The sequence below is a fragment of the Halocalculus aciditolerans genome (assembly GCF_014647475.1).
Taxonomy (GTDB): domain Archaea; phylum Halobacteriota; class Halobacteria; order Halobacteriales; family Halobacteriaceae; genus Halocalculus; species Halocalculus aciditolerans.
This window is the reverse complement of sequence record NZ_BMPG01000002.1, coordinates 172,123-198,411: the sequence shown is the minus strand read 5'-3', so window position 1 is coordinate 198,411 and position 26,289 is coordinate 172,123. Positions and strand designations below refer to the sequence as shown.

The 26,289-nt window shown below is 64.4% G+C and carries 44 protein-coding genes; 5 read left to right on the top strand and 39 right to left on the bottom strand.

The genetic code is table 11. The features are described 5' to 3' along the window. The 6 genes from cas8b to IEY26_RS07680 all read right to left on the bottom strand — a co-directional run bounded on the left by cas8b (position 1) and on the right by IEY26_RS07680 (position 5,174). Complete coding sequence (cas8b, locus tag IEY26_RS07705) at positions 1-2,136, bottom strand: type I-B CRISPR-associated protein Cas8b/Csh1 (protein WP_188977591.1); 2,136 nt, start codon at positions 2,134-2,136, stop codon at positions 1-3. Next, the gene (gene cas6 / locus IEY26_RS07700) at positions 2,123-2,932 is read right to left on the bottom strand and encodes a CRISPR-associated endoribonuclease Cas6 (RefSeq protein ID WP_188977589.1); all 810 of its coding nucleotides are present in this window, start codon (positions 2,930-2,932) and stop codon (positions 2,123-2,125) included. The genes cas8b and cas6 overlap by 14 nt, the downstream gene beginning before the upstream one ends. A 392-nt stretch (positions 2,933-3,324) precedes the next feature. Beyond that, positions 3,325-4,350, bottom strand: a complete 1,026-nt coding sequence (locus IEY26_RS07695; RefSeq protein WP_188977587.1) for a tyrosine-type recombinase/integrase — start codon at positions 4,348-4,350, stop codon at positions 3,325-3,327. Further along, positions 4,347-4,562 carry a hypothetical protein gene (locus IEY26_RS07690; protein WP_188977585.1) on the bottom strand — a complete coding sequence of 72 codons (216 nt, stop codon included), beginning with the start codon at positions 4,560-4,562 and terminating at the stop codon, positions 4,347-4,349. The genes IEY26_RS07695 and IEY26_RS07690 overlap by 4 nt, the downstream gene beginning before the upstream one ends. Then, positions 4,559-4,714 carry a hypothetical protein gene (locus tag IEY26_RS07685; protein WP_188977584.1) on the bottom strand — a complete coding sequence of 52 codons (156 nt, stop codon included), beginning with the start codon at positions 4,712-4,714 and terminating at the stop codon, positions 4,559-4,561. Before IEY26_RS07685 ends, IEY26_RS07690 begins: the two co-directional genes overlap by 4 nt. Then, positions 4,707-5,174 (bottom strand): hypothetical protein, encoded by a 468-nt coding sequence (locus IEY26_RS07680; protein ID WP_188977582.1) that lies wholly within the window; start codon positions 5,172-5,174, stop codon positions 4,707-4,709. The genes IEY26_RS07685 and IEY26_RS07680 overlap by 8 nt, the downstream gene beginning before the upstream one ends. A gap of 231 nt (positions 5,175-5,405) precedes the next feature. Here IEY26_RS07680 and IEY26_RS07675 point away from each other — a divergent pair, with 231 nt between their 5' ends. After that, positions 5,406-5,693 (top strand): winged-helix domain-containing protein, encoded by a 288-nt coding sequence (locus IEY26_RS07675; RefSeq protein WP_326838278.1) that lies wholly within the window; start codon positions 5,406-5,408, stop codon positions 5,691-5,693. Further along, the gene (locus IEY26_RS07670) at positions 5,693-6,016 is read left to right on the top strand and encodes a hypothetical protein (RefSeq protein ID WP_188977578.1); all 324 of its coding nucleotides are present in this window, start codon (positions 5,693-5,695) and stop codon (positions 6,014-6,016) included. Before IEY26_RS07675 ends, IEY26_RS07670 begins: the two co-directional genes overlap by 1 nt. On the opposite strand, the gene IEY26_RS07665 is transcribed toward IEY26_RS07670, so the two are convergent. Both IEY26_RS07665 and IEY26_RS07660 read right to left on the bottom strand, forming a co-directional pair. Next, complete coding sequence (locus IEY26_RS07665) at positions 6,013-6,873, bottom strand: CAP domain-containing protein (protein ID WP_188977576.1); 861 nt, start codon at positions 6,871-6,873, stop codon at positions 6,013-6,015. The two genes, IEY26_RS07670 and IEY26_RS07665, sit on opposite strands and share 4 nt — an antisense overlap. Before the next feature lie 111 nt (positions 6,874-6,984). Then, positions 6,985-7,641 (bottom strand): recombinase family protein, encoded by a 657-nt coding sequence (locus tag IEY26_RS07660; protein WP_188977574.1) that lies wholly within the window; start codon positions 7,639-7,641, stop codon positions 6,985-6,987. Positions 7,642-7,805: 164 nt separating this feature from the next. Here IEY26_RS07660 and IEY26_RS07655 point away from each other — a divergent pair, with 164 nt between their 5' ends. After that, a complete protein-coding gene (locus IEY26_RS07655; RefSeq protein WP_188977573.1) occupies positions 7,806-8,039 on the top strand; it encodes a hypothetical protein in 234 nt (77 codons plus the stop codon). Continuing rightward, a complete protein-coding gene (locus tag IEY26_RS07650; RefSeq protein WP_188977571.1) occupies positions 8,036-8,437 on the top strand; it encodes a PIN domain-containing protein in 402 nt (133 codons plus the stop codon). The genes IEY26_RS07655 and IEY26_RS07650 overlap by 4 nt, the downstream gene beginning before the upstream one ends. Before the next feature lie 14 nt (positions 8,438-8,451). Here the strand turns inward: IEY26_RS07650 and IEY26_RS07645 are convergent, their stop codons facing one another. From IEY26_RS07645 to IEY26_RS07550, 20 genes are all read right to left on the bottom strand, one after another. Further along, positions 8,452-8,847 (bottom strand): hypothetical protein, encoded by a 396-nt coding sequence (locus tag IEY26_RS07645; RefSeq protein WP_188977562.1) that lies wholly within the window; start codon positions 8,845-8,847, stop codon positions 8,452-8,454. After that, positions 8,840-9,154: a hypothetical protein gene (locus tag IEY26_RS07640; RefSeq protein ID WP_229773981.1), complete on the bottom strand. Its 315-nt coding sequence runs from the start codon at positions 9,152-9,154 to the stop codon at positions 8,840-8,842. The genes IEY26_RS07645 and IEY26_RS07640 overlap by 8 nt, the downstream gene beginning before the upstream one ends. After that, positions 9,133-9,309, bottom strand: coding sequence for a hypothetical protein (locus tag IEY26_RS07635; RefSeq protein WP_188977558.1), 177 nt, complete (start codon positions 9,307-9,309; stop codon positions 9,133-9,135). The genes IEY26_RS07640 and IEY26_RS07635 overlap by 22 nt, the downstream gene beginning before the upstream one ends. Next, positions 9,309-10,466, bottom strand: coding sequence for a hypothetical protein (locus IEY26_RS07630; RefSeq protein ID WP_188977556.1), 1,158 nt, complete (start codon positions 10,464-10,466; stop codon positions 9,309-9,311). Before IEY26_RS07630 ends, IEY26_RS07635 begins: the two co-directional genes overlap by 1 nt. A 44-nt stretch (positions 10,467-10,510) precedes the next feature. Next, positions 10,511-11,572, bottom strand: a complete 1,062-nt coding sequence (locus IEY26_RS07625) for a hypothetical protein (RefSeq protein WP_188977554.1) — start codon at positions 11,570-11,572, stop codon at positions 10,511-10,513. Beyond that, on the bottom strand, positions 11,569-11,973 hold the full coding sequence (locus tag IEY26_RS07620; protein WP_188977552.1) for a hypothetical protein: 405 nt from the start codon (positions 11,971-11,973) through the stop codon (positions 11,569-11,571). Before IEY26_RS07620 ends, IEY26_RS07625 begins: the two co-directional genes overlap by 4 nt. Next, a complete protein-coding gene (locus IEY26_RS07615; protein WP_188977550.1) occupies positions 11,973-12,326 on the bottom strand; it encodes a hypothetical protein in 354 nt (117 codons plus the stop codon). The genes IEY26_RS07620 and IEY26_RS07615 overlap by 1 nt, the downstream gene beginning before the upstream one ends. A gap of 2 nt (positions 12,327-12,328) precedes the next feature. After that, positions 12,329-12,469: a hypothetical protein gene (locus tag IEY26_RS07610; RefSeq protein WP_188977548.1), complete on the bottom strand. Its 141-nt coding sequence runs from the start codon at positions 12,467-12,469 to the stop codon at positions 12,329-12,331. Further along, positions 12,462-12,743, bottom strand: a complete 282-nt coding sequence (locus tag IEY26_RS07605) for a hypothetical protein (RefSeq protein WP_188977546.1) — start codon at positions 12,741-12,743, stop codon at positions 12,462-12,464. The genes IEY26_RS07610 and IEY26_RS07605 overlap by 8 nt, the downstream gene beginning before the upstream one ends. A gap of 13 nt (positions 12,744-12,756) precedes the next feature. Continuing rightward, positions 12,757-13,479, bottom strand: coding sequence for a hypothetical protein (locus tag IEY26_RS07600; RefSeq protein WP_188977544.1), 723 nt, complete (start codon positions 13,477-13,479; stop codon positions 12,757-12,759). 1 nt (position 13,480) lies between these two features. After that, entirely contained in the window at positions 13,481-13,999 is a 519-nt protein-coding gene (locus IEY26_RS07595; protein WP_188977542.1) for a hypothetical protein, read from the bottom strand. After that, positions 14,000-14,281, bottom strand: coding sequence for a hypothetical protein (locus tag IEY26_RS07590; protein WP_188977540.1), 282 nt, complete (start codon positions 14,279-14,281; stop codon positions 14,000-14,002). Between the two features lie 97 nt (positions 14,282-14,378). Beyond that, on the bottom strand, positions 14,379-14,525 hold the full coding sequence (locus IEY26_RS07585) for a hypothetical protein (protein WP_188977538.1): 147 nt from the start codon (positions 14,523-14,525) through the stop codon (positions 14,379-14,381). Next, positions 14,522-15,349: an ATP-binding protein gene (locus IEY26_RS07580; RefSeq protein WP_188977536.1), complete on the bottom strand. Its 828-nt coding sequence runs from the start codon at positions 15,347-15,349 to the stop codon at positions 14,522-14,524. The genes IEY26_RS07585 and IEY26_RS07580 overlap by 4 nt, the downstream gene beginning before the upstream one ends. Positions 15,350-15,355: 6 nt before the next feature. Further along, on the bottom strand, positions 15,356-15,625 hold the full coding sequence (locus IEY26_RS07575; protein WP_188977534.1) for a hypothetical protein: 270 nt from the start codon (positions 15,623-15,625) through the stop codon (positions 15,356-15,358). Next, a complete protein-coding gene (locus tag IEY26_RS07570; RefSeq protein ID WP_188977532.1) occupies positions 15,622-15,843 on the bottom strand; it encodes a hypothetical protein in 222 nt (73 codons plus the stop codon). The genes IEY26_RS07575 and IEY26_RS07570 overlap by 4 nt, the downstream gene beginning before the upstream one ends. Continuing rightward, the gene (locus IEY26_RS07565) at positions 15,843-16,403 is read right to left on the bottom strand and encodes a hypothetical protein (RefSeq protein ID WP_188977530.1); all 561 of its coding nucleotides are present in this window, start codon (positions 16,401-16,403) and stop codon (positions 15,843-15,845) included. The genes IEY26_RS07570 and IEY26_RS07565 overlap by 1 nt, the downstream gene beginning before the upstream one ends. Positions 16,404-16,405: 2 nt before the next feature. Next, positions 16,406-16,969, bottom strand: a complete 564-nt coding sequence (locus tag IEY26_RS07560; protein WP_188977528.1) for a hypothetical protein — start codon at positions 16,967-16,969, stop codon at positions 16,406-16,408. Beyond that, positions 16,966-17,547 carry a hypothetical protein gene (locus IEY26_RS07555; protein WP_188977526.1) on the bottom strand — a complete coding sequence of 194 codons (582 nt, stop codon included), beginning with the start codon at positions 17,545-17,547 and terminating at the stop codon, positions 16,966-16,968. The genes IEY26_RS07560 and IEY26_RS07555 overlap by 4 nt, the downstream gene beginning before the upstream one ends. Positions 17,548-17,779: 232 nt before the next feature. Further along, positions 17,780-18,856, bottom strand: coding sequence for a hypothetical protein (locus IEY26_RS07550; RefSeq protein ID WP_188977524.1), 1,077 nt, complete (start codon positions 18,854-18,856; stop codon positions 17,780-17,782). Positions 18,857-19,015: 159 nt separating this feature from the next. On the opposite strand from IEY26_RS07550, the gene IEY26_RS07545 reads away from it, so the two are divergent. Then, on the top strand, positions 19,016-19,261 hold the full coding sequence (locus IEY26_RS07545; RefSeq protein WP_188977522.1) for a hypothetical protein: 246 nt from the start codon (positions 19,016-19,018) through the stop codon (positions 19,259-19,261). An 18-nt stretch (positions 19,262-19,279) separates the two neighbouring features. Here the strand turns inward: IEY26_RS07545 and IEY26_RS07540 are convergent, their stop codons facing one another. From IEY26_RS07540 to IEY26_RS07490, 11 genes are all read right to left on the bottom strand, one after another. Continuing rightward, positions 19,280-19,909, bottom strand: coding sequence for a hypothetical protein (locus IEY26_RS07540; protein ID WP_188977520.1), 630 nt, complete (start codon positions 19,907-19,909; stop codon positions 19,280-19,282). Next, the gene (locus IEY26_RS07535; RefSeq protein WP_188977519.1) at positions 19,906-20,223 is read right to left on the bottom strand and encodes a hypothetical protein; all 318 of its coding nucleotides are present in this window, start codon (positions 20,221-20,223) and stop codon (positions 19,906-19,908) included. The genes IEY26_RS07540 and IEY26_RS07535 overlap by 4 nt, the downstream gene beginning before the upstream one ends. Beyond that, complete coding sequence (locus tag IEY26_RS07530) at positions 20,220-20,954, bottom strand: DNA methyltransferase (RefSeq protein ID WP_188977517.1); 735 nt, start codon at positions 20,952-20,954, stop codon at positions 20,220-20,222. Before IEY26_RS07530 ends, IEY26_RS07535 begins: the two co-directional genes overlap by 4 nt. Continuing rightward, entirely contained in the window at positions 20,947-21,438 is a 492-nt protein-coding gene (locus IEY26_RS07525; protein ID WP_188977515.1) for a hypothetical protein, read from the bottom strand. The genes IEY26_RS07530 and IEY26_RS07525 overlap by 8 nt, the downstream gene beginning before the upstream one ends. A 169-nt stretch (positions 21,439-21,607) precedes the next feature. After that, positions 21,608-22,048 carry a hypothetical protein gene (locus tag IEY26_RS07520; protein WP_188977513.1) on the bottom strand — a complete coding sequence of 147 codons (441 nt, stop codon included), beginning with the start codon at positions 22,046-22,048 and terminating at the stop codon, positions 21,608-21,610. Positions 22,049-22,307: 259 nt separating this feature from the next. Further along, on the bottom strand, positions 22,308-23,375 hold the full coding sequence (locus IEY26_RS07515) for a tyrosine-type recombinase/integrase (RefSeq protein ID WP_188977511.1): 1,068 nt from the start codon (positions 23,373-23,375) through the stop codon (positions 22,308-22,310). Next, entirely contained in the window at positions 23,372-23,938 is a 567-nt protein-coding gene (locus IEY26_RS07510; RefSeq protein WP_188977509.1) for an HNH endonuclease, read from the bottom strand. Before IEY26_RS07510 ends, IEY26_RS07515 begins: the two co-directional genes overlap by 4 nt. A gap of 5 nt (positions 23,939-23,943) precedes the next feature. After that, complete coding sequence (locus IEY26_RS07505) at positions 23,944-24,759, bottom strand: beta clamp domain-containing protein (protein WP_229773978.1); 816 nt, start codon at positions 24,757-24,759, stop codon at positions 23,944-23,946. Then, complete coding sequence (locus tag IEY26_RS07500) at positions 24,752-25,336, bottom strand: hypothetical protein (protein WP_188977507.1); 585 nt, start codon at positions 25,334-25,336, stop codon at positions 24,752-24,754. The genes IEY26_RS07505 and IEY26_RS07500 overlap by 8 nt, the downstream gene beginning before the upstream one ends. Then, on the bottom strand, positions 25,329-25,724 hold the full coding sequence (locus IEY26_RS07495) for a hypothetical protein (protein WP_188977505.1): 396 nt from the start codon (positions 25,722-25,724) through the stop codon (positions 25,329-25,331). The genes IEY26_RS07500 and IEY26_RS07495 overlap by 8 nt, the downstream gene beginning before the upstream one ends. Next, positions 25,717-26,067 carry a helix-turn-helix transcriptional regulator gene (locus IEY26_RS07490; RefSeq protein ID WP_188977503.1) on the bottom strand — a complete coding sequence of 117 codons (351 nt, stop codon included), beginning with the start codon at positions 26,065-26,067 and terminating at the stop codon, positions 25,717-25,719. The genes IEY26_RS07495 and IEY26_RS07490 overlap by 8 nt, the downstream gene beginning before the upstream one ends. Between the last annotated feature and the right edge of the window lie 222 nt (positions 26,068-26,289).

Here is a 26,289-nt window from a genome sequence, read left to right as displayed (position 1 = left end):
TTAGTTCTCCTCGGGGTCAGCGTTCGCGTCGTCTGTGTCGTCGCTCTCGTAGAGCGAGCGGTCGTTCATCCCGTACGTCACGCCGAGCGCGTAGTAGAACCGGAGGTCGTTCTTCTCCAGATCCCACTCGTCGGGGTCGGGGTTGATGACGCGCTCGCGGAGGCGGTCGACGATGTGGTCGAACTTCGTTCCCGGATACGTCTGCCCGCCGCGTTTCTTCTCCTGGCGGGTGTAGGTGAGCGTCTTCTCGATCGCGTCCTGCGTGACCTTCTTCACGCGATTCGCGGTGATCGACTTCACGGGGAACTGGTCGACGAGCGTCGTCGAGCGGTCCTCGTGCCACTCCTGGTAGTTCCCGACCGCGCCGACGAGCGCGCCGAGCAGGAAGACGCCACAGCGCTGGTCGTTCGCGAGCGCGGGCGTGTCGTCGATGAAGTCTGCGAGTTTCTGTTCGCCGGCGAAGCCGCCGTCCGGAATAGTGATTTCGTCTCGTGATCCCATGGTTCGTGTCTCGTACGTCGGTGGTTCGGTGATCGGTCTCTTCGCGCCCTCGCCGGTGAGGAAGCCGTCCCCGGCGTCGGCGAGCGCGCAGAGCTGTGCGTACTGCGAGGCCACCCGGAAGACCGGGAACCCCTCGACGTCGTCGTCGGACGCGTCCGCCTCGATGCGGTCCACGTAGGCGTCGAGGAGGAACGAGACGGGAATCGACGTGCCGCTGAGGACGTCGACGAGCGCCTCGATCCGCGGGTCGTCCGCGCTCGCGTCCGTGTCGTCGTCACCCCGCGGGAACGTCTCCGCGAAGTACCAGCCGGACGTCACGGGTCCGAGAAGCTCGGTCGCGCCGTCTCCGGAGAGCAGCGTCCAGTTCGCCGTCGGCAGCGCCGCCGTCGCGTCGTCGCCGTCGCGGAACGCCGCCGTCTCCAAGATTCGACTATGGGCGTTCGCGACGACGGCCGGATAGAGGAGTCGGGCGTTCAGCGTCTCCCCGACGACGTCGTACCGCGAGGTCTGATGCGGCAGCACGGCGGAAACGTAGAACCGCAGGCGGTTCTCGTCGAACGAGCACTCCTCCCTGTACTGATACGCCCGCTCGATGGCGGTGATGCGCGACTCGTCGTCCGCCGTCGCCGCCGCGTAGAGGATGCGGTAGAGCGACTGCGCGCGCTCGGGATTCACTGTCCCGAAGAAGTACGGGAGCGCGTACACCTTCGCGCCGAACGTCCGGTACGCACAGGCCTCGACGAAGGCCCCCGCGTTCATCACGGTGACCGCCGCGTCCTCCGAGATCGGATGCGTCCGCCACGCCTCCTCGATGTCGAGCCCCGGGAACTTCTCCAGTTGCTTGCCGAGGAAGTAGTTCTGCGGGTCCTCCGCGGTCCCGACCGTCCGCGCGGACTGTCCGGTCACGAGGTCGACGGCGTCCCCCGAGGAGTCGTCGGCCTTGTTCTTCGTGACGAGCTTCGAGAGCTTCCGCGCGCGCATCGCCGCCTGGAAGACGTCGACCTCGCCCGGCCACCGGTAGTCGCCTGCTGGGTCCGTCTTCACGCGAACGGTCAGGAGCGCCGTCGCGGACTCCCCGCCGAGTTCGCGCTCCACGCCGTCCTCGATTTCGTCGAGGGCGTCCTCGCTCTCGCCGAGCGCCGCGAGCGCGTCGACGACCCAGCCGTTCTCGTGCTCCTCGGCGGTCTCCTGCACGACGTCGTCGGTCGCCCACTTCGTCAACCGCTCGTTCGCGTACCGCGCGAGCTTCTCCGGGTCGCTGTTCCGGCCGGCCTGATGCGTGACGCTGTGATCGATGCCGCGCGCCGCGGGATACTTACAGTGCGCGACCTTCTCGACGAGATCGTCGCTGTACCGCGTCACCTCGACGGGGCCGGTCTCGTCGTCGGCGAGCCGGGGGTCGTCGCCGGAGAGGTCGACGCGAACGACGACGAGACTGTCGGCGGTGTCGACGAGGTCGCCCGCCGCGTCCGGCGTGAGGTACGACGCGTACTCCCCGCCGCCCGCCGTCGCGAGCGTGTAGAGCGTCCCGTAGAGATACTGGAGGTCGCGAAGCGACGCGACCGGCGACGCCGGAAGCTCCTCGCGGAGTTCGTCGGCATCGTACGCCTCCTCGAACTCCTCAGGGGAAAGCATGCTCGCCCTCCAGTTCGGTCTCGCCGGGCCGCGTCCGGTCGACGACGTTCACGAACCCGAACCCGAGCGCGTTCCGGCCGCCGATCCCCGTATCTAACGCGAGATTCAGGTGGCGGCGGTGGTGGTCGTCGCGAACACGGTAATCGAGCTTCCACTTACTCACGACCGCCTCGATCTCGACGCCTTCCGTCACGGGAAGCGCGTACGTCTTGATCAGGTCGTAGCCCTCGAAGAGGTCGCCGTCGACGTCCTCCGGACCGGGCAGGTAGTCCGGTGCGAACTGATCGTGTTTGTGCTGGAGGTTCGCCTCTACCGCGTTCGCGAACGGCTCGACGGTGTGCTCGGGCTGCCAGTACGTCGGCGTCCCCTCGTACTCCCCGTCGATTCCGTACCGCTCGCGGTGCTCGTCGAACAGCCGTACGAACACACCCGTCGCCGTCTCGATCGTTCCCCGAGTCCCCGGTTCGCCGACGTCCGGATCGACTTGGGTGAGACCGTCGACCTCGAAGGACATCTCGCCGACGTTGAACTCGGGGTTCTCACGGAGGTCTTCCGCGACTGCCGCGAGAACGGGCTCCCGCGCAGACGCGACGAGCAACGACCGCTCGTCGCCCTCCGAAATCGAACCCCACGGGAAAATATTCGAGAACGACCACCCGCGCGGGTTCGGAGTGTCGTGCTCCTCGTCGAACGCCGTCCCCTCGAACGCCCGCCACAACCGACCACGAAGCTTGTGGTGGTACGAGATCGAATACTCTGCGTCCGCCTGTGCCGTTAATCGGACGAGAAGCCTCATCGGCTCACGGGAACCACCCAGGGTTGTTCCTGCTCATCGGACAGAAATGGATGGACTAGTGACATAAGTGTTTAGGTGAAAACGACCACGCATACAGCAGGGTAAAAGCCTGACTGGAACACCCCCCTCACCACAGCTCCCCAAACACACTCAACAGTGGTGTTCTGTCCAGAAGAGTACACGCCCGCGTGCTACCACATCAGAAAAACGTACTGCGCCGACTACCCCAAAATAACGCTGTCGCTGTTTGCCTTTACCTCAGGTAACCGGAACCCAGCAATACCTTCCGGTTTAGTTATATGTAGTATGGGGCCGGAGGGGGTAGAAATACGCGGCTATTGGCGTGTTTCGGGGCGTGATGCGGTCGTTTTCGAATTCTGATTTTTCGTGTATCATTCTTCGTAGAGGTCGAGGTTGTCGACGTAGTGACGGCGGCGGTGCTCCATGCGCTCGCGGGCGGTGGCCTTGTCGTAGTGCTTCTTGATGGTCGCGACGCTGGCGTTGACGCGTTCGGCGACGACCTCGGGCGGGATGCCGCGGTCGAGTTGCCACGTCACCGAGCCTGTTCGGACTTGGTGGGGGCTCCTCGACGACGGGCACTTACTCGCGTGGTTCCGCTCGGTGAACTGGCAGTCGTCGGGGTCGCGACCGTGCGGACACTCCGTGTGGATGCAGGGGAGCGTCGCGAGGTACGTCCAGACGCGGACAGTGTTCTGGGAGGGACGTCCCTGCCGACTCGACAGCAGCGGCTCGCGACCGTGTTCGTCGTGCGTCTCCCAGCGGTCATCACTCGTGAGGTACGCGTTAATCGCGGCCGCCGTGTCGTCCATAATGGCGACGGGCCGTTCCCCCATGCTCTTCTTCTTCAGCGGCGTCTCCGCGTCCGGTCTGTGCCGGAAGGAAAGGTACTGCTCGTCACGGTGGTAGTCGCGGACGTCGAGGCCGCGGAGAGCGCCGAGGCGGCAGCCGGTGTCCCAGAGTATCGCGAGGAGGACGTGCCGGCGTGAGCCGTGTTCATAGCGTTGGTAGTAGCTGAGGAGGGCGCGAGCCTCGGGCGTGTCGAGCTTGACGTCGGAACTCTCCTCGTCAGGCGAAACGCTGGGAACGTGAACCTTCTCGGAGAGGCCTTCGTCGACGGCCTCGATGCGTTCGAGGTAGCGGACGAACAGGCGGACATCGCCCATCTCTCCGTTGAGCGTGACGTTCGCGACGCCGTCGCCGGCGCGGGCGGTCTCGTAGTTCTCGAACGTCCACCCTGAGAGTTCGCTAACGCGCTCGATGCCGTTCTCTTCGCACCACTCTACGAACTGTTTCAGCCGGTACCAGTACGTCTTCGCGCTATGGTCGGTCGACTCAGGTCGGCGGCGGTCGACGTAGCGGTTGACGGCTTCGCGAGGCGTGAGGTCTTCCGGATTCACGCGTCCCTCCGGTCGTCGACGGCGTCGGCTTTCTGGTCGAGCTTCACCGCTTGGTGGTCAAGCTTGTCGCGGAGGGTGCGCAGAGTCTCCCCTTCGGTCCGAGTGACGTCGCCAAGGTGGAGCGCGTCGATGGCGTCGCGCGCGTCGGCGAGGTCGTCGGCGACGGCGCGGAGCGTGTTCGTGTCTGGGAGGTCTGGGGCGTCGTCCGTCATTCGTAGCTCGCCCCCTCTGCGGCCGCGTGGTTGTAGCGAGCGCGAGCGACGCCGAACGAGACGGTCGCGGTGTCGAGGAGCGCGCCGGGGTCGGTGACGGCGTCGGCGGCCTGCCACTCGTCGGCGGCGTTCCGGCGGAGCGCGTCACTCATCGTCGGCTTCCTCGCAGTCAGGGGCGTGGGTGAGGTTCGAGCGCTCGTCGACGAGTACCTCGCGCTCGCAGTCGGAGCACGCGACGTAGTAGTCGCCCGTCGGCTCGCCGTGCCGGTCCAGTTCGGCAGACGGTCCCTCCCACTTCGGGAGCTCGCCCGCGGTGAAGAACTCCTCCCGACTCACTGCCGTCGGAACGGACGGCGCGGTCACACCGCCGTCGGCGACGAGTCGCGGGCCGTTGTTGTTCGCGCACTCCCAGCAGAGGTTCTGGCCGGTCTCGGCGTCGAGGCCGACCGCCGGCCGCGTCCCGCAGCGCTCGCAGGTCGCGCGCTCGTCCGTCGACGTCTCGGGAGCGTGGCCGCTGGGGAAGTCGGGTGCGGCCGCGTAGCTACGCTTATCAGAATCCGGTACGTCCGTCGTCGTGTGGGCTTCCAGGCCCACGGTCGTGGTTTCGGTCATGTTCCGTACCGAAACCGCTCTACGGGGCGCGTTGCACCGCGCCCCGGTCTCACACCGTCCAACAGAGTCTTCTTCAACCAACCGTCGCGGCTTCGTACTCTCCACTATCAGACTTCCTGTGCATAAATGCACTGGTCGTCTGACTCTGTTCCTTAGTTGGCTCTATGCCCAATACGTCTAAAACTACTATATTCGGGCGCTATAGGCCGAACTAGTGCATACAAACGCACAATGAGAAAGTCTGCGTCGTGGATGACGCTATGGGACGACCGACTACTGGAATGGGCAGAAACCCATGACTCGGTTTCCGCCTCTGATGTCAAAGATACAGTCTACTTTCAGATATCACGGTCTAGTATCTCTCGTCGGTTGAAGAAACTCTCAGAACACGGTCTCCTTCAGCATCTCGGGAATGGCGTCTACGTCATTACGGAGCAGGGCGAGCAGTACCTTCGTGGCGAACTCGACGCGAATCAGTTAGAGCCAGTGAACGGGGAAGGCGGGGGCGCGGAGGCATAATGCCGGCTCAGATTCGCCGTCAGGGCGAGTGGATGCGCCCGGTAGACGAACGAATCCTCGAACACCTCTCGGAGCGAGCGTTGTCGTCGTCGCCGCGGGTCATTCTCTCACGCACTGAGTTCCACGACCTTGATGTCTCGAAAATCGGTGTTCGCGAGCGCCTTCGCGTGCTCTCTCAGGCCGGCCTCGTCGAGCCGTCGACGCCGAACCACGGGTCGTTCGAGCTGACCGTCTGGGGTCGGATGTACCTCGACGGCGACGTCGCCGCCGACCAGATCGTGCCGTACCCGGACGCCCGGCGGGCGGGGTACGTCCTCGGTTAGTCTGAGAGGACGACGGTCACGTAGACGTCACCGTTCGTCGCGGTGTGAATATCGGCTCCGTAGTGTCTGTACTCCGGCGAGTCGAGTGAATTACGTATATCAGGATCCTCTCTCCATCCGTCGATTATGTCGCTCGCGAGTTGACCAGGGCTCTCGTAGTAATCGATGGCGCGACCGCTCTCCAACGTGAATTTGTTTCGAACGGCATACCAATTCTGTAGGCCAAATTCCTGAAAGCTCTGGTCGAGCGTATCTGAGTCCATCGATTCATACCCGTTCTTCACGAGATAGCGCGTATAGTACGTAGACGCGTCGTCTGTCTCTGATTTTACCGTGAGACTGTTGGAACGCGAGCTGTTGAGTTGGCTACGCATCATCGCCTCGACGGTGGAGAACTCAATATCGCTCGCAGAATCTGCTTGACCGGGAACGTCGTCGACAGTCGGCGAGGTGTTAGCGGCAGCATCGTTGTTTGACGGGCTCTCAGCATTATCGACCGACGCGCTGGTGTCGTCCTCTTGGTTGGCGAAGTCATTGTCGTAGATGAGCGCTCCGCCGCCGAGTAGGACCGCGCCGGCGGCGACGCCGTAGCCGAGGAGCGCGCGCCTCGATGAAGGGACGCCCGACGCGCTCTCACTCTCGCTCCCGCTCTGTACGCTCTGCCCACGCTGGCGGGGGACGGACGGGTTCGAGGAGTTCAGCCGGAGAGGAGACTTCTCGAAGCGCATCGACCCGCATTTCTTACACGGCGGGGAATTCTTCGGATGGCGCGTCCCGCACTCCTTACACCGCCACTCGAACTCTCCGGGTTCGAGATCGCGGTCGTCTACCTGCTCGGTCGTCTGAACGAAATCCATAGAACCGCAGTCCTTGCACGGTGGGGAGTTCTTCGGATGGGGCCGACCGCAGTCCCGACACATCCATCTCATACGTCCGCTAGCGGCAGTGCGGCGACAAATAACGAAGGGTTACAATCCGTAGAGGTCGGTTCGTTCGAGCGCGCGGTTGATGGTGGCGCGTGAGGTGTCGAGGCGTCGAGCGGCCTTCCGCTTCGAGAGCTCGTCTTTCTGGACCATGTCGAGCGCGGCGACGACGTCGTGGTAGTCGTCAGCCTCGACGAGCCGACCGTCATCTTTCGAGAACCCGAGAGGAGCGGGGCCGTGGTGGTAGTCGTCGTTCGCCTGTCGCGCGGCGATTCCTTCTTTCGTCCGCTGCTGGGCCATGTTTGCTTCGAGTTCGGCGAAGACGCCCAACAACTGGAAGAGCGCAGTCTGGTACGGGTCGGACTCCTCGGGGCGGAGCGTCAGGCCCTCGCTGACGATGTGGAGCTCGACGCCGTCGCTTTCGAGACGCGACGCTGTCCGTTCGAGGTCGCTGATGGACCGACAGATGCGTGAGATGCTGTGAACGACGACGGCGTCGAGGTCTCCGTCGGACGCGTCAGTCATCATCTCTTGGTAGCCGGAGCGGTCGGTGTTCGTGCCGGTGCTTTTGTCGCGGTAGATGCTGAGGTCAGAGAGGCTCGCGCCGAACTCGCGTTCGGCGTACTCCTGGGTACTCGTCAACTGGCGTTCGAGACTCTGGTCGTCTGTCGAGACGCGGCAGTAGCAGGCGATTTCTCCCATGCACTCGTGCACGGGGGGCAGGTATTTAAAATTCGGGCGAAACGTACAGGATGTACGAGAACGGTCGTAGATGAACGGGGCGTCAGACTCTCAGGGAGGAGTCAGACAAGTTCACCCTCGGTCTCTGCGAAGGGACTAAGCGACTGGCACGCCCACACACGAGTATGAGCAGCACAGACGACGGACTAAGCGAGCACACCCTGAAGCGGCTCCGTCGGCTCGAAGAAGACGACGAGGACATCGACGACGTCGTGAACCGTCTCATCGACGAAAGCACCGAGACAGAGGACGACTACGTGATGCCTGAAGAGGAATACGAACGCATCGAGGAAGGACGTCGCCGCTCGAAGAAGAAGAGCAAGGAGCGCATGAAGCAGCTAGAGGACGCCGACCTGTGAAGGTCCTCGATGCCACCTTTCTCATCGACTACCTCGCCGACAAGAACAACGCCCGTGAGTTCGTCGACAACCACGGTGGAACGGGAGCCGACTGGGTGATGCCGACTCCCGCGTACGCCGAAGTCCTCGTCGGTGTCGGAAACGGACCGGAAGGCAACTTGGACGCCGCTCGTGAAACGCTCGACTGGGGCGAAGTCGTCGGCGTCGACGAACGTCTGGCGAACATGGCCGCCGAGATCGCGGAAGATATCCAGCCCGGTGGTCCCTATCTCGCTGGGATGGACGGCGTGATTCTCGCCGTCGGTCGCGACTTGAGTGCGCCCGTCGTCTCCCGAGACAACGACATGACCCACGAGAAAACGAAAGAAGTCGTCGACGTCGAAGAGTACGCCGAGTAACGGGTCCCGCTGAATCAGCGGAAGTTCCCGTTCTCGTCTCGCTCCTGTTCTCTCGCGCGTTCCGACCGCGACCGCTCTCGTCCGCGTTCCTCTTGGACGTCGCGGGCGATGTCGCGCGCTGGCGGACGTCGCCGGCGAGGTCGCGGACGACCGTCGCGACCACCGCCACCGAAGACCTTGGCGACGTTCGCGAACGCGGCGTCGCCGAAGGCCCATGCGGCGGCGAGGAGGACGCTGAACTCGACGACCCACCAGAACTCGTCGGGGAGCTGGTAGCCGGTGTAGAGCGCGCCGGCGAGGATTCCCACCTCCGAAACGATGAGCACCGCGGCGAGGCCGTCGTTCGTCCACCGAAAGCGAGTCATCGCTGACGTCGTCTCGTTGTCTCCGGTCTGGTCTGGGTCAGTCATTCAGAACGTCCTCCTTCACGAGTTCGCGGCGGAGTCGCGCCGCCTCTTGCTCGATGGCGACACGGGCGGCGTCGTCGAGACCGCCCGCGTTCAGCTCGTCTTCGAGATCGCGGACGCGACCGACGAGGCCGTCGTCGCTCTCGACGTCGGTCTCGCCGACGAGGACGCGCCGAGAGAGTCGTGCGTCTCCGGCCGCCTCGCGCGCCCAGCGAGCGCCGCCGACGGCCGCGCCGGCCGTCACGATGCTCGACGCGCCAACGACGACCTGAAAGACCGCGTCCATCGTCAGGCACTCCCTCCGTCCCACAGGCCGCCGACGACGTCCTCGGCGCGGTCGTCGATTTGCGTCTCGAAGTCCGCGGCCGGCACGGCTTCCGCGACCTCGATGATGACGTAGATAAGCGCGAGCAGGAGCACGATGGAGATACCGGACTCCACCGCACCGAGCGGGTTCGCGCCCATCAGAGGCCCCCCGTGTAGGAGTTCGTGCTATCCAGTTGTGCGCCGATGCGCTCGTAGCCGGTGGGGATGTTGTCGTCGGTGTCCACGGTCGTACTCTCGTCTTCGTCGCTGCTGCTCGACCCGCCGCCTCCACCGCCTCCGCCGCCGGAGTCGTTGGAGTCGTCGGGAGTCGATACGTCGCCAGTCTCCGCGTTGTAGTCGTAGCCGCCGCCGAGGCCGGTTCCGTAGCCGTCGGTCGGCGAGGTGTACGCGGGCTCGTCGTCGTCGCTCGACGAACTCCCGCCGCTCGATGAGCTGGTGTCGTCGCTCGACGAGTCGCCGATGACGTCGTTGTCGTAGACGTCGCTCGGATTCTCTCGGAGGTTGCTTCCCGGCCCGGAGTAGCCCGGCCACTGTGAGGGGTCAGGGATGCCGAGGCCGTCGACGACGTCCTGAAACGGATCGCCGAGGTTGTCCCGAAGCTCGCTCTCGCCGTCGGCGGTTCGTTTCAGGAGGTCTGGGATGTTCAGCAGGTCCTGAACCGTCTGCGGGTCGGTGACGACCGCAGTCGCGCCCGACGCTCCGCGAGAAGCGGCGAGAAGCTTCCGCGCTTGGTCCGCAGTGAGCGCGCCGGTGGCGATGACGCCCGCGGCCGTTCCGACGTCGGTGACGTCGTCGGGGACGTGCTGCCAGAGGTTCGGGAGCGCGACGGCCGCGGCCGCGGTCGCGACGCCCGAAGCGACGTCGGAGTCGCTTCCGCCGTCGTCCCCATCCTCACCGACTTTTGGAGTGTAGTCGTAGTAGCTCCCTCCGAGACCGGTTTCGTAGTTGTCGGGCAGTGAGGTGTACGCGGGTTGTTCGTTCTCCGCGTTTTCCTCGTCGTCTTCCTCCTTCTCGTCGGCCGTCGTTGAGTCGTCAGGCGTCTGAGTAGGCGACTCCTCCTCGTTCGGAGGCGTCGACGGTGTGCCGGGGCTATCCGGCGTCGGGTTCGGCGTCTCCTCCGTCGTCGTGTCGTCGTTCTTGTCGGCGTTCTCGTTCGTCGACGTGTCCGTGTCCGGGGTGGGTTCCGGGTTCCCGCCCTCGCTCGTCTGTGGGCGCTTCAGCGTCCCCACGAGGCCGAGGAGCAGGAGCATCACGGCCCATGCCGCCTGCGCCTTCTTCGTCTTGCTGTCCATCATCTGATTCTCTGCCCTGTGGCTCTGTGTGTCGTGTTTGTCATGGATTAGACTGAGTGACTGTGTGGTCCGACCGCGTACTTCCGGGGAGTGACCACGAACCGCTGTCTATACGACCCGCTATATCCGCCGCTGAAATCGATTTCGACGCGCGTAATCGTTCCCGACTGGAACGTTGTTTCGTACGACGCTGTAGGGCTTGAATACCCGCTGTGGGTATCCACAAGAGAGCCATCGAGATAGACCCGTGACTCATCAATATAGCCATATTGTCCTACGAGATGTTCGATTTTGACTCCGTCCCCTGCCGTATGGAAATCGATGGCGAACGTCTTGTCGCCGTTTACCTGTTGGTCGTAGGTCCATGCTGCTCCATCATCGTAGCCAGTTGAGGACGACGCCGACTGCGTACTGGTCGGCCGATTGTGGTGCGCGTCGGCGTCAAGGGCGTGCGAATCGAACTCAGACTGCGTGGCGACGTCGAAGGCGAGCTGGTTGTTGCCGACGGAGTCGGGAGCGATGTGGGCGGACCCCACGGCGTCCGCGGCTATTTCGGAGCCGGTGACGGCGTCGGCGGCGAGCGCGCCGGTCGTCACTGCGTTCGTCGCCAACTGACCGGAGCCGACCGCGGACGCGGCGATGTGCGCGGCCTGGACGGCGTCGGTCGCGAGCTCGGCGGAGTTGACCGCGTCGTTCGCCAAGTGCTCGTTCGCGACGGCGTCGACGGCGACTTTCGCAGCCGTGACGGCGTCGGTCGCGAGTTCGGCGGAGTCGACGGCGTCGGCCTGTAGGTGCTCGTTCGCAACCGCGTCGACAGCGACCTTCGCGGCCGTGACGACGTCGTCGTCGAGGTCGCCAGTGGCGAGCGGATACGCCGAAAGCGAGGAAGCCGGGCCGCCGAGACGGGACTGCACGAACTCGCGGTTCGCGGCGTCGTAGAGGGTCGTGCCCTCGTCGACGAGGTCCGCGGCGTGCACGTCCATATCGGTGATGGCGTTGAGCGCGTAGGGACTCGCGAGCGCCGCGAGCAGCAGCGGGGTGTCGTAGTCGTCGATAGTCGCCGCGACGTCGGCCTTCGTCGGTGGGTCGGTGTTTGGTCTGTCGCTCATCGTGCGTACACGCTCACGTTCGGCTTGTTCTCGTTCCCGCTGGTGTCCTCGACGTCGACTTTGAGATACGGGCTCGCTACCGAGGTCTCGATGAAGACGTCGGTCGTGCCGTCGCTCTCGTAGTCGGGATTATCGCTCGCTCCGCGGCTGGTGACAGGGTTGAACTCCTCGTCGCAGAAGTGGAGCGTGACCGTGCCGGAGCCGTCCCAGTCGGCGACGTGGACGGTGACGACGTCAGCGCGGTCGGGGGCGCGAACCCCGAGGTGAACGGGGTCGTCCTTCACGTTCCGTCCGGTGTCGGTCCAGTGCACGAAGTCGTCGCTCGCAGGCTGCACGGAGTCGCCTGACGCGTTCTCGACGGTGGCGAGTTCGCGGACCTGCGTGTTCGTTTCAAGCCCCATTAGGCCACCTCGTAGCCGACCGGCTGCACGTGGTAGGTGTGCGTGGAGTTCGAGACGTTCGAGATGACGACCTTCAGCGAGCGCTCGAAGCGCCGCGCCGGGACGAACGTCACGGCGAGGTCGTCGATGTCGGTCGGCGGCACGCCCGCCGGCCCGTACACGTTCTCGCCGTCCGTGCGAACCTCGTAGGTCGTGTTCGGTTGCTTCGTGACGGCGCAGATGGGGAGGACGAACTGCGTCGAGCGCTGCTTCGGCTCGAACGAAATCGTCCCCTGCTGGCCGGCGTCGAGCGTCACCGTCACGGGTTCGTTGAACGGGACGTCGTCGGTCGAGGGGGCGGGAGTGACGTGCATCGTCACCGCCTCCCCAGCTCGACCGTGCGGTCGTTGGTCTGTTCGTCCTGGTCGTCGTCGACGAGGTCGAGGACCGCTTCGGCGTCCCGTCGCTGGGATGCGTTCAGCGTGTCCTTGTCGACGTTTTTCTCGACGTCAGTCATTCTTCTGGATGTAGAGGATGGCGAGGAACAGCACGACGTTCACCGCGGAGAGCGCGATGTCGAGGTCTTGGCGGGACCACGACGTACTCTCGACGAATCGGTCAATGGGGTTCCTGCCGGTGTTGGTCATTTCCCACGCGCCAGTCGACGTGCTCTCCGACTCCTCCGACGTCGACGTCGTCGAGGCCGTGGTGTCGAAGTTGCCCGCGCCAGGCGAGGGTGTGGGAGTGGTCTCTTGCTGTCGCTGCGCGCTCGCGTTGAGTCCTGAAGACATGGGAGAGAGGGAGTTAGCCCATGTCCGCCTTCACGGCGGACTTGAGGCCGGGGATGGTCTCCGAACCCCGCTCGACCGGGATGGAGAGCAGGAGGTTCGTCGCGCTCGCGCCGTCACCGTCCGGGTCCTCGAAGCGCACCTCGTAGGGCGCGTTCACGTAGACGTCGAGGGTGATTTCGGTGGCGAGGTAGCCTTCCAGCTCGGTGCTGAAGCTGAAGTACTCCGGCTGCTCGAACTGGTTGCCGAGATGCATTCGGGAGAGGCTGACGCTCTCGATCTCCTTCGACGCGCTCGTCGTGCCGGAGGGGGCGGCCTTCCGAACGGAGAGGCTGGCCGCCTCGTCGACGATGTACCAGACGTGAACGTTCGAGTCGGTCCCGCTGTCGGTGACGTCGACGGTGTTCGCGTCGTAGTCGATGGCGTCGGGCGTCCCGTAGTACGTGCCGTCGAGCCAGACGACGACGTCCTGCGTGTTCGGCGTCTCCACCAGCTCGTGCGAGAGGCTGAACGTTTCCGTGTTGTCGGCCGTGCCGTCGCTCGTGAACCCCTCGTAAGCGGGGATGGCGACGCGGAACGGATTGGACCGGCCGGAGCGGATGCGATGCCAGTAGTCTGCGCGGAGGCGAGCGACGCGAGACGACTGTCCCGGCGTACTCGCCTGCGTCTCGAAATCGTCCTGGGCCAGCTCGCCGGGCGTTCCCTGCGCGTTCTGGACCCGAGTGAGTGCGTCCGGCATCTTAGAGGTCGTGCGGCCCCTCCACGCCGTTGCTGTCGAACTCGAAGCGACTCTGCGACCAGTCGATGACCGCGTCGGATTCGATTTCCACGAGGAAGTCGTCGACGTCGCGGATGTCGACGTGGTCAGCGTTCCCGGTGGCTTCGGCCATCTCCGGGTGCTGGAGCTTGATTTTCGAGCCGTCGATGTTGTCGACGTCCTGCTGGGTGGTGATGTCGTTCTGGTTCCAGAACGAGATGTTCTTGATCTTCTCGCTGACCTTGTACGCGTCGGAGTGGCCGGCGAGCTTCACGTAGAACGCGACCTTCGTGTTCGGAGGGAGCGGGTCGCCGTTCGAGTCGCGGAGCTTGAAGTAGCACGGGAGGCCGACGGTCGACCCCTTCGCGACGTGGTTGAGGAAGCGGAGCCAGAGACTCCGGTCGGGCGAGACGGTGAGGATGGGCGTCTTGATGCCCGCAGCGTTCTGACTCGTCTCGACGAACTCGCTGGTGACGCCGTTCTGGGCGTAGAGTTCCGTCATTTACACTGCCTCCTGAACCTTGCTCTTGACGCCGAAGCGCTCCATTGCTTTGTCGAGCGTGTAGAGGCCGCCGCCGGTGACGATTTCGTGCTGGTAGTCGCCGCCAGCGAACACGCCACCGACCATGATGACGACGCCGTACAGCTCGTCGGGCGCGTCGACGCTCCGCTCGATGGTGTTCTTCATCACGGACCCCGCGAAGAACGCGGCCGCGATAACCACGATGCTAATCCACGAATCGACGTCTGCGATTTCGTCGAAGTAGTTGCCTAATTCAGCCATCTGCAAAACACTCTGAGAGGCCGTATACCCTTAGGATACCAACGAATAGACGAATTCGTGAACGTGGGAAAACGGGCGGAGGATGGCGTGGGATTGCTCAGTCAGTCCGCTCGTGAAATTCCATCAACCGCCGCGCGGCTTCGGCGTTCCCGAGGTCGCGGTCCAGATGGCGGCCCAGCTCTTCCCGAATCCGTCTCCACTGTGCGGCGTCTTCTCCGTAGAGCGTCACCTGTTCTCGACTCATTCGATACCTGGAATGCTGATTTTGTTCCCTTCTCGCGCGTAGTGCGGCGCTTTCGGGTTCCAGTCCTGTGTGTTCAACCGGGCGGTCGTCCCCTCGTCGTCGGAGAAAACGAACTCCATCCCAACCGTCTGGTCGCCCTCGCGATGCACGCGGACGCTGCGCGCCTCTCCGTCGGCAGGTAGCAGCTCGTCACGCCCGGCAATCGACGGGACAGAGTGCCCACCGAGCTTGTGGACGTCCTCGTCGTAGTCGAGTACGCCAGACAGCTTGTTCAAGTCGTTCTCTTCCTTGAAGCCGCCCATGAGCCACGCCGTCGCCTGACTGATGACTACCTTATCAATCTCTGATAGTTTTTGGGTGATCCATATCGCCGAGATACCACGCTTCCGGCCCGTCTGCGCCAGCCAACGGATGTTTGGGAGGAGCTTCGTCGCTTGGGGCGCGACGGTGTGCGCTTCGTCGACGACGAGGAGCAGGTCGAGGTCGAGCAGCCTGATTCCCGCGATAACCGTGTCGCAGACTTCTCGCCATTGCTCGTCGGAGAGTTCGTGTTTCGCGAGAATGACCGACGGGTTCCGTTTCAAGAATGTCGCCCACTGCTCCGCGGACCAGCTCAGCTCGCGCTCTCCGACGAGCCAGTGCTTCGCCATCCCCGCTTTGACGAGCCCGCGGAACTCGTCGCAGTAATCGAGCGCAACCACGCCGTCATACTCGCGGTCGGAATCGCCGAATCCGTCTTCGTCGTCGCGCAGGTTGAACTCCGTGACGGCCTGGCCGGTGTAGCTCTTTCCCGTCCCGGTCGCAGACGCAAGGGCGAGGTGCACGGTGGTTTACTCCGTGTCCAGGCTCTCGGCGTCGACGACGACTTCGTCAGCGGCAATCGTCGTTTCGCCGCCGTGCCATCGGTCGACTGTGTACGTCCCGCCCGATTCGAGATGTTGCAGGAGCGCTTCCGGGATGAGCTGGTCGCGTTCGCGATCGCCGTCGTCGCTCGGGTTGCGCGTGTCGCGATAGACCTGCCACACTAGCAGCAACACGAGGAAGAGCGCGTAGAGACCGACGATGCGGTCGTTGTGAGAGAGACGAGACAGTCGGCTCATCGCTGGTCCTCCTCGAACTCCGTCGCGAGCGCCGCATGCACGCCGTCCGGGGCCTCCCCGTCGCCGACGTACTCGTGCGTCTCCGCGCCGTTCTCCTCGACGACGAGGAACGGATACTGCGACGTTTCTCCCGTCGCGTCCGTCGACTCGACGATGCGGCGTGTCTCTTGGCAGCCCTGTTCGTCCTTCTCGTGTACGGTGTCGATGTTGTATCCCATCAGTTGCTCTCCATGCTGTCGTTCAGCTTCTTCAGCCCGTGCTCCGTTTCTTCGAGCGGCCCCGCAACCGCCGCGCGCATCGCTTCCGGCTCGGAGAAGTTGACGATCTCGCGCTCGAACGTCTCGATTGACATCCCGAACTGGCTGTCGACGAAGACCGCCGCTAAGTCCTCGTCTCGGTCGCTCTCGTCGTACTGCGGGAACGTCGAGCGCATCCGGTCTGCCCACGTCTCTTTCTGCGCCTCCCACTCCTCGTCATCGAGGTTCAGGTACGTCGCCGCGTCCGGCTCGCCCAAGAACTCCTCGACGTAGTGGTCGGAAAGACGTCGCTGGAACATCGCGCCGATGAAGCGTAGTAGCTCGTCGGTGCGCTCCTCAACGTCGATTGGTTCGTCGAGGACATCGACACCGTTCGCCTTCTGGAGGGCGCGCGTCTCCTTGCGCAGCGCTGCCTCCTGCTCTGCGAGAGCGCCCGCCCAGGGACGGAGGAAATCGCTCTCTGTCGGGTCGCTCCGTAGAATCTGTGCTTCTCGCTTCAGTTTTCGAAAGTCGTCGAACATCGTTAGAGGTCGTAGTTGTCCATCAGTCGTTCAATCGCGTTGCTCGCCAGGTCTGTTTCCAGCACGAGGACTGCGCCGACAATCGCCACCGACCCGAGCAGCACGGAGACCCACGGAGGCATCTCCGTTGGCGCTCCCTGCTGGTCGAGCAGCCTGTCGACGTCACGGGCGAGGTCGAAGGGGCCGATGTCCGTCATCGCCTCGACGTCGCTCGCCTTCTGTTCGAGGTCCGCGCCGTCGTTCTCGGAGACGATGACCGCCGCGCACACCAGCGCGAGCAGCCCGACGTAGGCGTCTCCGAGTGTCGACGCGTCCCCAAGCGCGTTCCCGAGCGCGTCGTCGCTCTCGACATCGTCGGCCGTCTCGTCGGTGGCATCGTCTTGGCTGGCGTCGTCGGCCTCTCCGGCCTCGTCATCTTGGTCGTCGGGGCGAGACTCCTCCTCAATCTCCGAGAGCAGGTCACTGTCGAGTTCTGCGCGCTCGCTCTCGTCGATTTCGGGCAGTTCTTCGTCGACATCCTCGTCGACGTCTTCTTCCTCCCGCTCTTCTAGGGCAGTGGCACTCATCGTTTCACCACCGGGTCAGGGGAGGGGCCGGCGGTGGTTTCACCGCCTTCGTCGTCCCCCTCGTCGCTGGTCTCGTTGTCCGTGTTCTCCACGGAGGGCGATCCGTCCGTTCTGCGTCGGATGACCACCACGACGCCGACGGCGAGGATGAGAAGGCAGGCCCCTGCAACCACCCGCTTTGAGGTGATCGGGCTCTGGTCGTCGTCGCCGTCGTCGGTCGTATCGGGTACACCACCCGCATCCGCCCTGTTCGAGGGGGTGGTATCGTCGTCCTCGTCGTCCTCCTTGTCGCCGGACCACTGTTCTTCGTACTCGTCAGCGCCTTCGTCCGTCTCTTGCTGGTTCACGTCCTTGCTCTCCGCCCCCTCCGAGGGGGTGGTGTCGCTGGTGTCGTCGACGTCGCCGCCGACGCGCGTCTTCACGTCGTCGCGATACCGGCCCCAGTCGTGGCTCTTCGCCGGGCTGGCGTTGATGTGGCCGCGGTACTGGTTCCCCGTCATCGTCTGGCCCGCTCCGTAGTCGCAGCCGTCGACGGGGCACGAGTCGCCGGGGGTGTCGGTCTGCTCCATCCAACTCACAGGCCGTCCACCTCGGTCATCTGAGGGTCGCGTTCACCGCAGGCGGGACACTTCCCCCGAAAGATGTCCTTCCGTCCCGTCTTCGGGTTTCGGCAGGCCGTTTCGCGTCGGGCGTCGGCGTGGTCGCCGACGTCGGCCTCGACGATGTTGTCGGGACCATGGCCGGGGAGAAAGAGCGCTCCGCAGCACTCAGAAACGAACACTTGCGGCGTCGAGCGCGTTCTAAGTAGCATTAGAGTGTCCCCTGCGCCGCGTCTCTGAACTGGCGCTGCTCGGTGGCTTCTTCGTCGTTCTCGACGCCCCGGCTCGCGTCACTCCGGTCGTCGACGCCGAACTCGGTTGCGGCCTCGACGTCGGCGCGTGCCTCCTGGCCCTGTGCGTGACGCACGTCGGTTTCGACGTCGAGGTCGGTTTGGCCGTCGTCCCGGTCGTCGACGAACTCGCCAGCGTCGTGGTCGTCGAACTCGTCGAGAGTCGTGAGTTCGGGGAGGTGGGCGAGGTCGTCGACCAGCTCGTGCAGGCGTTCGGGATGGAGCGGTTCCTGTCCGTGGCGGCGTCGAATCGCGTTGATGGCGCTGAAAGCGCGTTCGGCGTTCGCGCGCTGCTCGCGGACGGTGTCGACGGCGTCGTCAAGGTCGCTGATTGCGCTCTTGTAGCCGCTCCACGCTCGCGAGAGCGCCCCCTGTTCCTGTCCGGTGAGGGTGTCCTGCTCGCTGGCGTCGTCGACGTCGCGGTCGTCCTCCAGGAGGGACGCGACTTCGTCGTCGGCGTAGCCACACGAGTCCTTTAGGAACTCGCAGGCGTCGGGGTCGCCGTGTTCGCAGTGGTCTCGGGCGTGGTCGCACTCGCCGGCGTCGGCGGCCTTCTGTGCTCGCGCCAGCTGGTCGTCGACGTCGTCGCCGGCGTCGAGGCGGCGACCGCCATCTTCGCGGGCGGCCCGTTCCGCCACCTCCCGGTGTTCGTCGACGCTCAGCTCGGGGTCGTACCAGCTGGTCCAGTCGTCGACACCGGCGTCGAGGAAGACGCCTTTCGCGGCGCGGGCCTTCATCACGTTGTTCGAGCCTGTGAAGGGGCCAACGCGCTGCTTCTCGGAGTCAGAGAGGGGGACCTGACCACCCCCTTCGGAGCGCTCCGACCGCTCTTCGGCGGCGTGGCCGACGGCGTCGTCGAGGACGTCGTCGGGGACGTCGCTCACGAACGCGACGGTCTTGGTGCGGCGGTCGTCGTCGATGGGGCATAACCAGTCGCTATGCTCGTCTCGGAGTCTGTCGGCAGCGTCCTTGCTGCCCATTTCTACCAGCTCGCTCACGGGTGCGACCACCCCGGAAAGCGCACCGGTAGGGGTTGGTTGAGGAAATCCATGCGGCCGATACCAAGCGGTAGACCCGCAAAGGGGAGGGGAAAACCAGAGTTAGACTATGGTTTGATGAAGGTTTTTACTAGTTCGTATCCGAGTAGTGGTGTCGTCATGGCGATGAATAAGTTGCAGTCCATGGGCGGCACGTCGTTCGGCGTCGTGCTCCCGATGGACGACCTGCGAGACGAAGACTTGGTTGTGATGAACGAGAACGGCGGTCTCGAAGCGGAGGAGGTTCAGATGCGCATTCGACGCTTCGACACCGGGGCGTGGCAGGTGCTTCGCACCGACCTGCACGACTACCCCGCGTACCACGAAAAACCGGCATACGCGCAACCGGCGAAAGCGACCGTCTGAAGAAGAAGGACGCTGGTTCTACTGCTGTTCTACTTCCGCACCTACTGAACGATTCGCGGCGTTCGCGAGTGTCGTCTGAGTCTTCCGGTCGACAGTGAGGAAGACGTCGGGCTTCTGCGGTCGCTGGAAGAGGTGGACGGCCTCCCGCTCGAAGTCGTTGAGGTGCGAGAGTCCGACGCTGTTCCAGCCGACCGAGAGAACGCGGCCACCGGGACAGGTGAGGCGTCCGAGCGCCTTCCGCGCCGCCCAGATACCTCCCGACGGGCCACGCCCGACCGTGCGGCCGTCGTAGTGCTCGCGGGCCTGCTCGCCGTCAAACGGCGGGTCGAAGACGACGACGTCGAACGACTCCGCGGGGAGGTAGTCGTCGAGGTCGCGGACGTCGTGGTGGGTGTCGGCGTCGCGTCGATCGTCGAGGTCGTTGCGGTGGATGGTCGGGTGTGAAAGGTGGGTCTTACCGGCGCACGCGTTGAGGACGTCGCCGGTGAGGTAGCACTCGACGACGTCGCGCACCTGCGGCGTCTCGAACGTCCACGCGCCGAGCGAGATAGGCGTCCCGTCCGGGTGGCGGCCGCCGATGGTGTGGTACGCGGTCGGGACCGTCTTCCCGTGTCGGAGCGCGGCCGGTTCGCGTTCGACTCCGCTCATAGAACCACCACTGAGTCAGGGGAGACGCCTGGCTCTCCCTCGACATGATCTTCGGCATCGCCACGCGTGTCGTAGACCGAGTGGCAGACTGGACACTGATACCTGTGGTCGTCCTCGCCTCCCGCGACCTCGCAGTCAGCAAGTTCCGAGAGGCAGTCGCGAGCCGCGGACGGGTTTGCTCTGAAGCCTGACTCCACGACCACCCAACCGACGAGATGGCGGAGTTCGTCCTCGCTCGGGTTCGGGTCCTTCTCAATGGCCTCACGGCACATCTGGAGCAGTAGGCCGCCGTAGCGGCACTCAATGTCGCTCACGAATCGGACTCACCCCGTTCGGCGTCCGGGAGCACAGTCTGCCCGCCCCGCCGCCGGGCGCGTTCAATCGCGGCTTCCGAAACATCCACACCCCAGTAGTGGAGGCCGAGGTCGCGGGCCGCCTCAAGAGTGGGAGCGCTCCCGCAGAACGGCTCAAGGACGCGCTCACCCGGAGACAGAACCGGCTCAAGGACGTCGCGGAGCAGGCTCGCCGGTTTCTCGGTCGGGTACGTATCCGCACGTCCCGGTTGACGCGCGGGCTCAACCGCTTCAAACACGGTACCAGTTGATTGCGCATACCGGTCGGTCTCGCCGACCGTCCCACCGACGAGGTACCCGTGCTCACTCCGGTAGTAGTGTCCGAGTCCGATTCGCTCACAGTCCCAAATGAGCGTTTTCCGGAACGTGAACGCCTCCTCGACGGCGCGCCGGAACGCAGGCAGGACATCGTCGTCAGCGAAGACGAACACCCACGAGCCCGGTTCTAGCGCCGGACGAAGCGCCTCGAGGAACGCCGGGAGGCGGTCGTTCGAGACCATCTGCCAGTCGTCGGGCCGGGATTTCTCTGCCGCGCCGGGACGCGTCTCATTCGCGAACGTCCAGGGGTAGTCGACGACTGCGGCCTGCGCGCTGTCCGCCTTGAGGCCGCGGACGGCTTCAAACGCATCCGCGCGTTCGAGGACTCTCTCGCGTTCGATGTCGCTCGCAGACTGAACGGTGTCGTCAGTCATCGCTACCACCTGCGACGGCGGTGTCGGTGTCGTCGCCGATGATGCTGGGGATGTCGGTAGGGAGGATGACGCGGTAAACGGTGTCGCCGCGGGCGTCCCAGCCGCCGCGGAGTTCCTTGACGTAGCCTTGTTCGATGAGGGGCTGAACGCGGGTCTTCCGGACGGTCTCCTTCTTCTGTCCGGTGTGCTGGGCGAGTTCGGAGAGAGCGGCGTCGGCGTCGACACGTCCGTTATCGCTCCGTGCGCACTCTTGGAGCGTGTCAAGGGCGTCCTGTAGCTCGGGCGTGTTCGGCGGTCGGATGTACGGGCCATCGACTTCTTCGTCGGGGAGGTAGTCTTCGACGGCTTCACGGACGAGTTCGGTGGCGTCGAGGCCGTGGTTTTCGAGGTAGGCTTCGACGCGCTCGCCGAGGTCGCCCTTGAAACGCGTGTCGGCACGCACGACGACGCCGGCGTGGTCACCACCGGATTCCATCCGGGTCATCAGGCATCGCCTCCTGCCGCAATCTGGGGGGTCTCTGCGGCAACAGATGAAACGGAGGTTCGAGACACCCGCATCCGGGGGGTCCGAACTGAGGGGTCATTTCCGCTGGAGACAGTAGTGGCCGCAACCCCCTCCCCGTGGTGTTCGAGAGTGTGTCTGGGGGTCGGGTTCATCGTCCCGTCCACCCCTGGCCGAACGTCCGTTCGTCCTGGCCGCCGGCCTGCCACTCGACGGGTTCACGGCCGCCGTCGGTGACGAGTTCGGGTTCGGTCTCGGTGGCGTCGGTGGCTTCGAGGGCGACGGCGTCGCCTGCCTCGATGAGCTGGCCGTCGACGCTGGTCGCGCCGATGAAGTCAGCTTTGCGGAGCACGCAGAGGTGCGCGCAGGGGGAGTCGTCTTCGTCGCGGTACTGGAAGCCCTTGCAGTCGCAGTAGCCGACGCGAGCGCCGCGCTCGGCGGCGTAGGTGACGCGGTGAGCGGTCGCGCCGTCGCGGAGCGTGACGACGTAGTCGATGGGTGACTGTCGCTCGATGAGCGCTTGATGTGGGTCGGCGCGTTCCCAGCTCGTCGACGACGCCTCGGCTTCGCGCTTGAAGTCGAGATACGTCACGCCTGGCACCTCCCATCGTCGAGGGCCGGGCACTGTTGGTCGTCACTCCGGATGTAGCAGCCGCAGTAGACACATATCTCGGGTTCCCGAGAGGTCGCGGAACTCACGCCGAACACCTCCGTTCTGAGCCCGCGCTATCCGGTGATTTTACGGCAGGAGGGAACCAGAAAAAGCTGCTGGTTTCCTTATATATGGTATGGGGCCGGAGGGCGCGCAGTCGCAGTCAGGTCGATACTCCAACCCAGTCGTAGTTTTGGTGTTACTCGTCATCGTCTTCCTCTTCGCTGTCAGTCATGATGTCCAAGTCCTCTGTCTCCGGCCGCCGCCGCGCGAGTTCGTCGTCAAGATCGGCCTTGTCGTAGTAGCGCCGGATCGTCTCCGGCGACGCCGCGACGCGCTGCGCGACACGGACGTAACTCAGGCCGCGATTCAACTGCCACGTAATCGAGCCTGTTCGAATAGCGTGTGGCGGGCGACTCGACGGACATTTCGAAGCGTGTGACTTCTGCGTGTACTCGCAGCGATCTCGCTGACGGTTGTGCGGACACGCAACAGCAACACACGGCTGGGTTGCCTGATAGCCCCACGTCTGAATCGTCGACTCCGCCGGCCGACCGTACCGCGTCGCGAAGAGTGGCTCACGGCCGTTTTCGTCTCGTTTATCGGGACGCTCGCGGGCGATGTAGAATTTCAACGCGTCCGCGATTGGCTTCGGAACAGCCACGTTCCGCTCGTGCTTCGTGCCGTCCTTCAGCCGCGTCGGTGGCCGGTGGCGGAACGTAATCTTCCGTTCCTCTGGGTGCCAGTCGCGAAGGTCGAGCGACCGCACGCAGCCGGTTCGACACCCAACGTGCCAGAGAAGCTCAAGTAGAACGTGCTGAACCGTTCCGTAGTCGCGCTTACTCTCGCGATAGTGTTCGATGAGGCGGCGCGCGTCTTCAGGTTCTAACTGCTGGTCGTCGGTCTCCTCATCATTCGAGAGTCTCGGGATTTCGACTCGGTCGGGAAGATCCGTAGACACGACGTCGAGCTGCACGCAGTACTTGACGAGTTCCTTTAGCGAGACCATCTTCCCCTTCACCGTACTCGGGGCGTCGCCCCGCTCGTCGAGGAATCGTTCGTACTCGTCGATGAGCCACCCGTCAAGGTCGCGCATCGTCTCGATCTCGTCGCGTTCGTCGCACCAACGGACGAACTGTCGAAGCCGCTGCTCGTAGCTCCGAACCGTCTTCTCCGTGTTCTTGTTCCGTCGCTTCGCGATGAATCGGTCAACCGCCTTCGCCGGCGTGATGTCGCGCGGTGGCCGGCTTGTCGTCGACTCACTCACGCTCCCACCTCGATGGAGTGGTCACCGGCGTCGCGCATCGCACACCCGAGACAACGAACTCCGTCGAAGCCCTCGCTCCGGCACGGCGTCTCCGCGGGCTCGCCGCACGCCACGCAGACCGATTCGTCGGTCTCGGGTTCGCTCGCGGTCTCGACGTCGCGCTTCGTGTCGGCAGCCCACGCGCGGCGCTGCGCCTGCGTCGTCTCCGAGTGCCGGCCGTGATCCATCACCGTCAGATTCGACGGCCGGTTGTCCCACTCGACGCCCGACTCGTGGTGGACGTCGCGACCCGCGAGGTCCGCCAGCACGTCCTCAATAGGGTCGTCGACGTCGTAGCACGCAACGACGGCGAGCAGCCGATGGTGGTAGAGGTAGATGTCCTCCTTGCCCTGCCGCGCCGTGTGTGGACGCCACTCCGTGGAGCGCCAGCGCTCGTAACCACCGCCAGAATCGACGCGCGTGTCCGTCAGCTGCGTTGTCGGCTTCGTGCGCAGTGACGCGTAGCCCTGCGTCTGTCGCGGCGTTGGCCCAATGACGTGGTCGCCGGTTTGTTGGGTAGCCACGATCATCAGTCGCTCACGATGCGGGGAGCCAGTCCAATCTCGACACTACCGCGGCCGTCGTCGAGTTCGTGCACGGCCTTCAGCGGCATCTCGTCGCCGAGTTTCACCGAGAGAATCGCGTCCTTCGGCATCGGATTCAGCATCCCGTCGTCGCCGACGAGGTAGTCCGTCGAGAAGATGCTCCGGACCTCCTCCGGAACCTGCGCCTCCTCAAGGCCCTCGTTTCCGAAGACCGTGCGCACGTCGTCCGTATCGCCGTTTCCGAGCACGCGTATCTCTTCCGCGTCTGGGTCGGCTTCCACAATGACGTGGTCTGCGACGAGATCGGCGTCCTCGATGGCCGCTCGAAACTCCGATACCGCCACGGAGAACGACACCGGCACGTCCGGGACCATATCGTCCGGTCCGTTCCGCATCGAGTCTGGGTCGATAGCGGCCATGTTGAACTCGCGTTTCTCGTGTCGAATCTCCATCTTCCGCGTCTCCGGCAGGTACTCGAACTCAACCGGGTCCGACTTCGACGCGCGCTTCAGGTAGTCCTCCAGCCGGTTGATGTCGAGCCCGATGGGGAACTGTCCGTCACCAACTGACTCGAACGCCTTCGGCTCCAGGTCGATTTCGAGCATCGCGACGTTCGCCGGGTCAACGACGCCGACGTAGAGCCCTTCGCGGCCAATCTGGAAGACGCCCTCATCGACGATTGACTGCATCTGCCCGATGACGTCCTTGACAACGCCAGCGCGCACGATGACCTCCAGCGGGTCCGTCGAAGTTGCCGCGCTCGGCTCCTCTTCGGCGTCCTTCGGGGCGGCTTCACTCATCGACGTCACCTCCGTCGTCCGCGCCCGGCTCCGCAGGATTCTGCGTGTCGAATCCTTCGCGGTAGCACGGCCAGCACGGCAGGTCGAGTGTCGCGTCCCAACACACGCAGTCGTTGGGGCGGCCATCCTCCGGAGTGTCGGGCGTGAAACCGTCCAGTGTAGACGTCCCGCCGTCAGCGATGAGGATGCCGTCCTCCCACACATCCACGTCCTCGCCGCCATCCGGCTCGCCGCCGTCCGTCACCAGTTTCGGCTCGTCATCCGCGGCATCGTCGAGGGGGTCAACGAGGCGAATCGTCGTCCGGCTCGGACAGTACGCCTGACCGCGCACGCAGAGGCCCTGGACCGCATCGAGCGCCGACAGCGACCCCATATCCTCAACGGCCTCCTCGAACACCTCCGCCGTCGGCGCTCCGACGACGCCGTCGTTCTCGCGGTCGAGACGCTGGATGATGTGTCGGACCTCCTCGCGCTGCTTCGCGCGAATCTCACGGCGCTCGCGGCGCGCTTTCTCCGCCGGAGACTCCTCCTCGTCTTCGTCGACGACCTCCGACGTTTCGGGGTCGACATCACTCATCGCGACCACCCGAGCTACCCGCGTCTGTTCCGACATCGATGCTATACTCATCGAATCGCCGGCCATCATCGTGGTCTCGAACACGAAGATACAGCCGACGACTCCCGTCATCACCCTCCCACACCTTCGCCTTCACGTCGCCTGATTCATTGAGCGGCTCGTACTCGTTCCCGAGTGCATCGGTCTCGATTTTGCTGTCTCCGTATTTCCCTTCCTTGACCGCCTTCTCGTCGCTCGCGATGATTCGCTCCGCGGCATCCTCTACGTGCTCGATGTCGACGCGGTAGAGGTCGCCCTCGTCACTCGCGATGACCGTCGGTCCTTCGAGTGCGAGCTGATGGAGGTGCGTATCTGGCAGGAGGTCCGGCTTCTCTGGTGCGTCACTCATCGCGACCACCGTCCGCGGCCGCGCGCTTCGACGACGACCGATTCATCACGACCGCATCCAGCTCGTCGTACGCCGCCTGCAGCACGACCTGCGCCTTCCCCGTCGTCACGTACTCGTTCGTCCGCTTGTCGAGCGCCGACTTCTCCAGCAGACCCGAATCCACGAGGTCGTCGAGGTTCGGGTACAGCCGGCCGTGGTTCACGTCCGTCCCGTACCGCGCTTCGAGGTTGCGCTTGATCGCGAGCCCGTAGCACGTCTCGCCCGTCCTCTCGACGGTCGCCGCAGCCACCAGGCAGTCGCGCTTGAACGCCGTCAGACCGTAGAACTCCTCGGCGGCGCTCATGCTCCGACACCCCGGGAGAACGCGGTACTCTTTACAGCATGCAGTGCGTCTTCGTCAGTGCGGGGTTCTAGCCCCGCGCGTTTGGGTTCGAACATAGCGATCCAACGAACCCTCCCTTTCTCACGGGCCAGCGTTGCAGCGCTGGCCCGTGTAGCCCAAGTCCAACAGACTCGGGAGCGTAGGGAGCGTTCGTATTACCACAAATATCTGCCACGCACATAA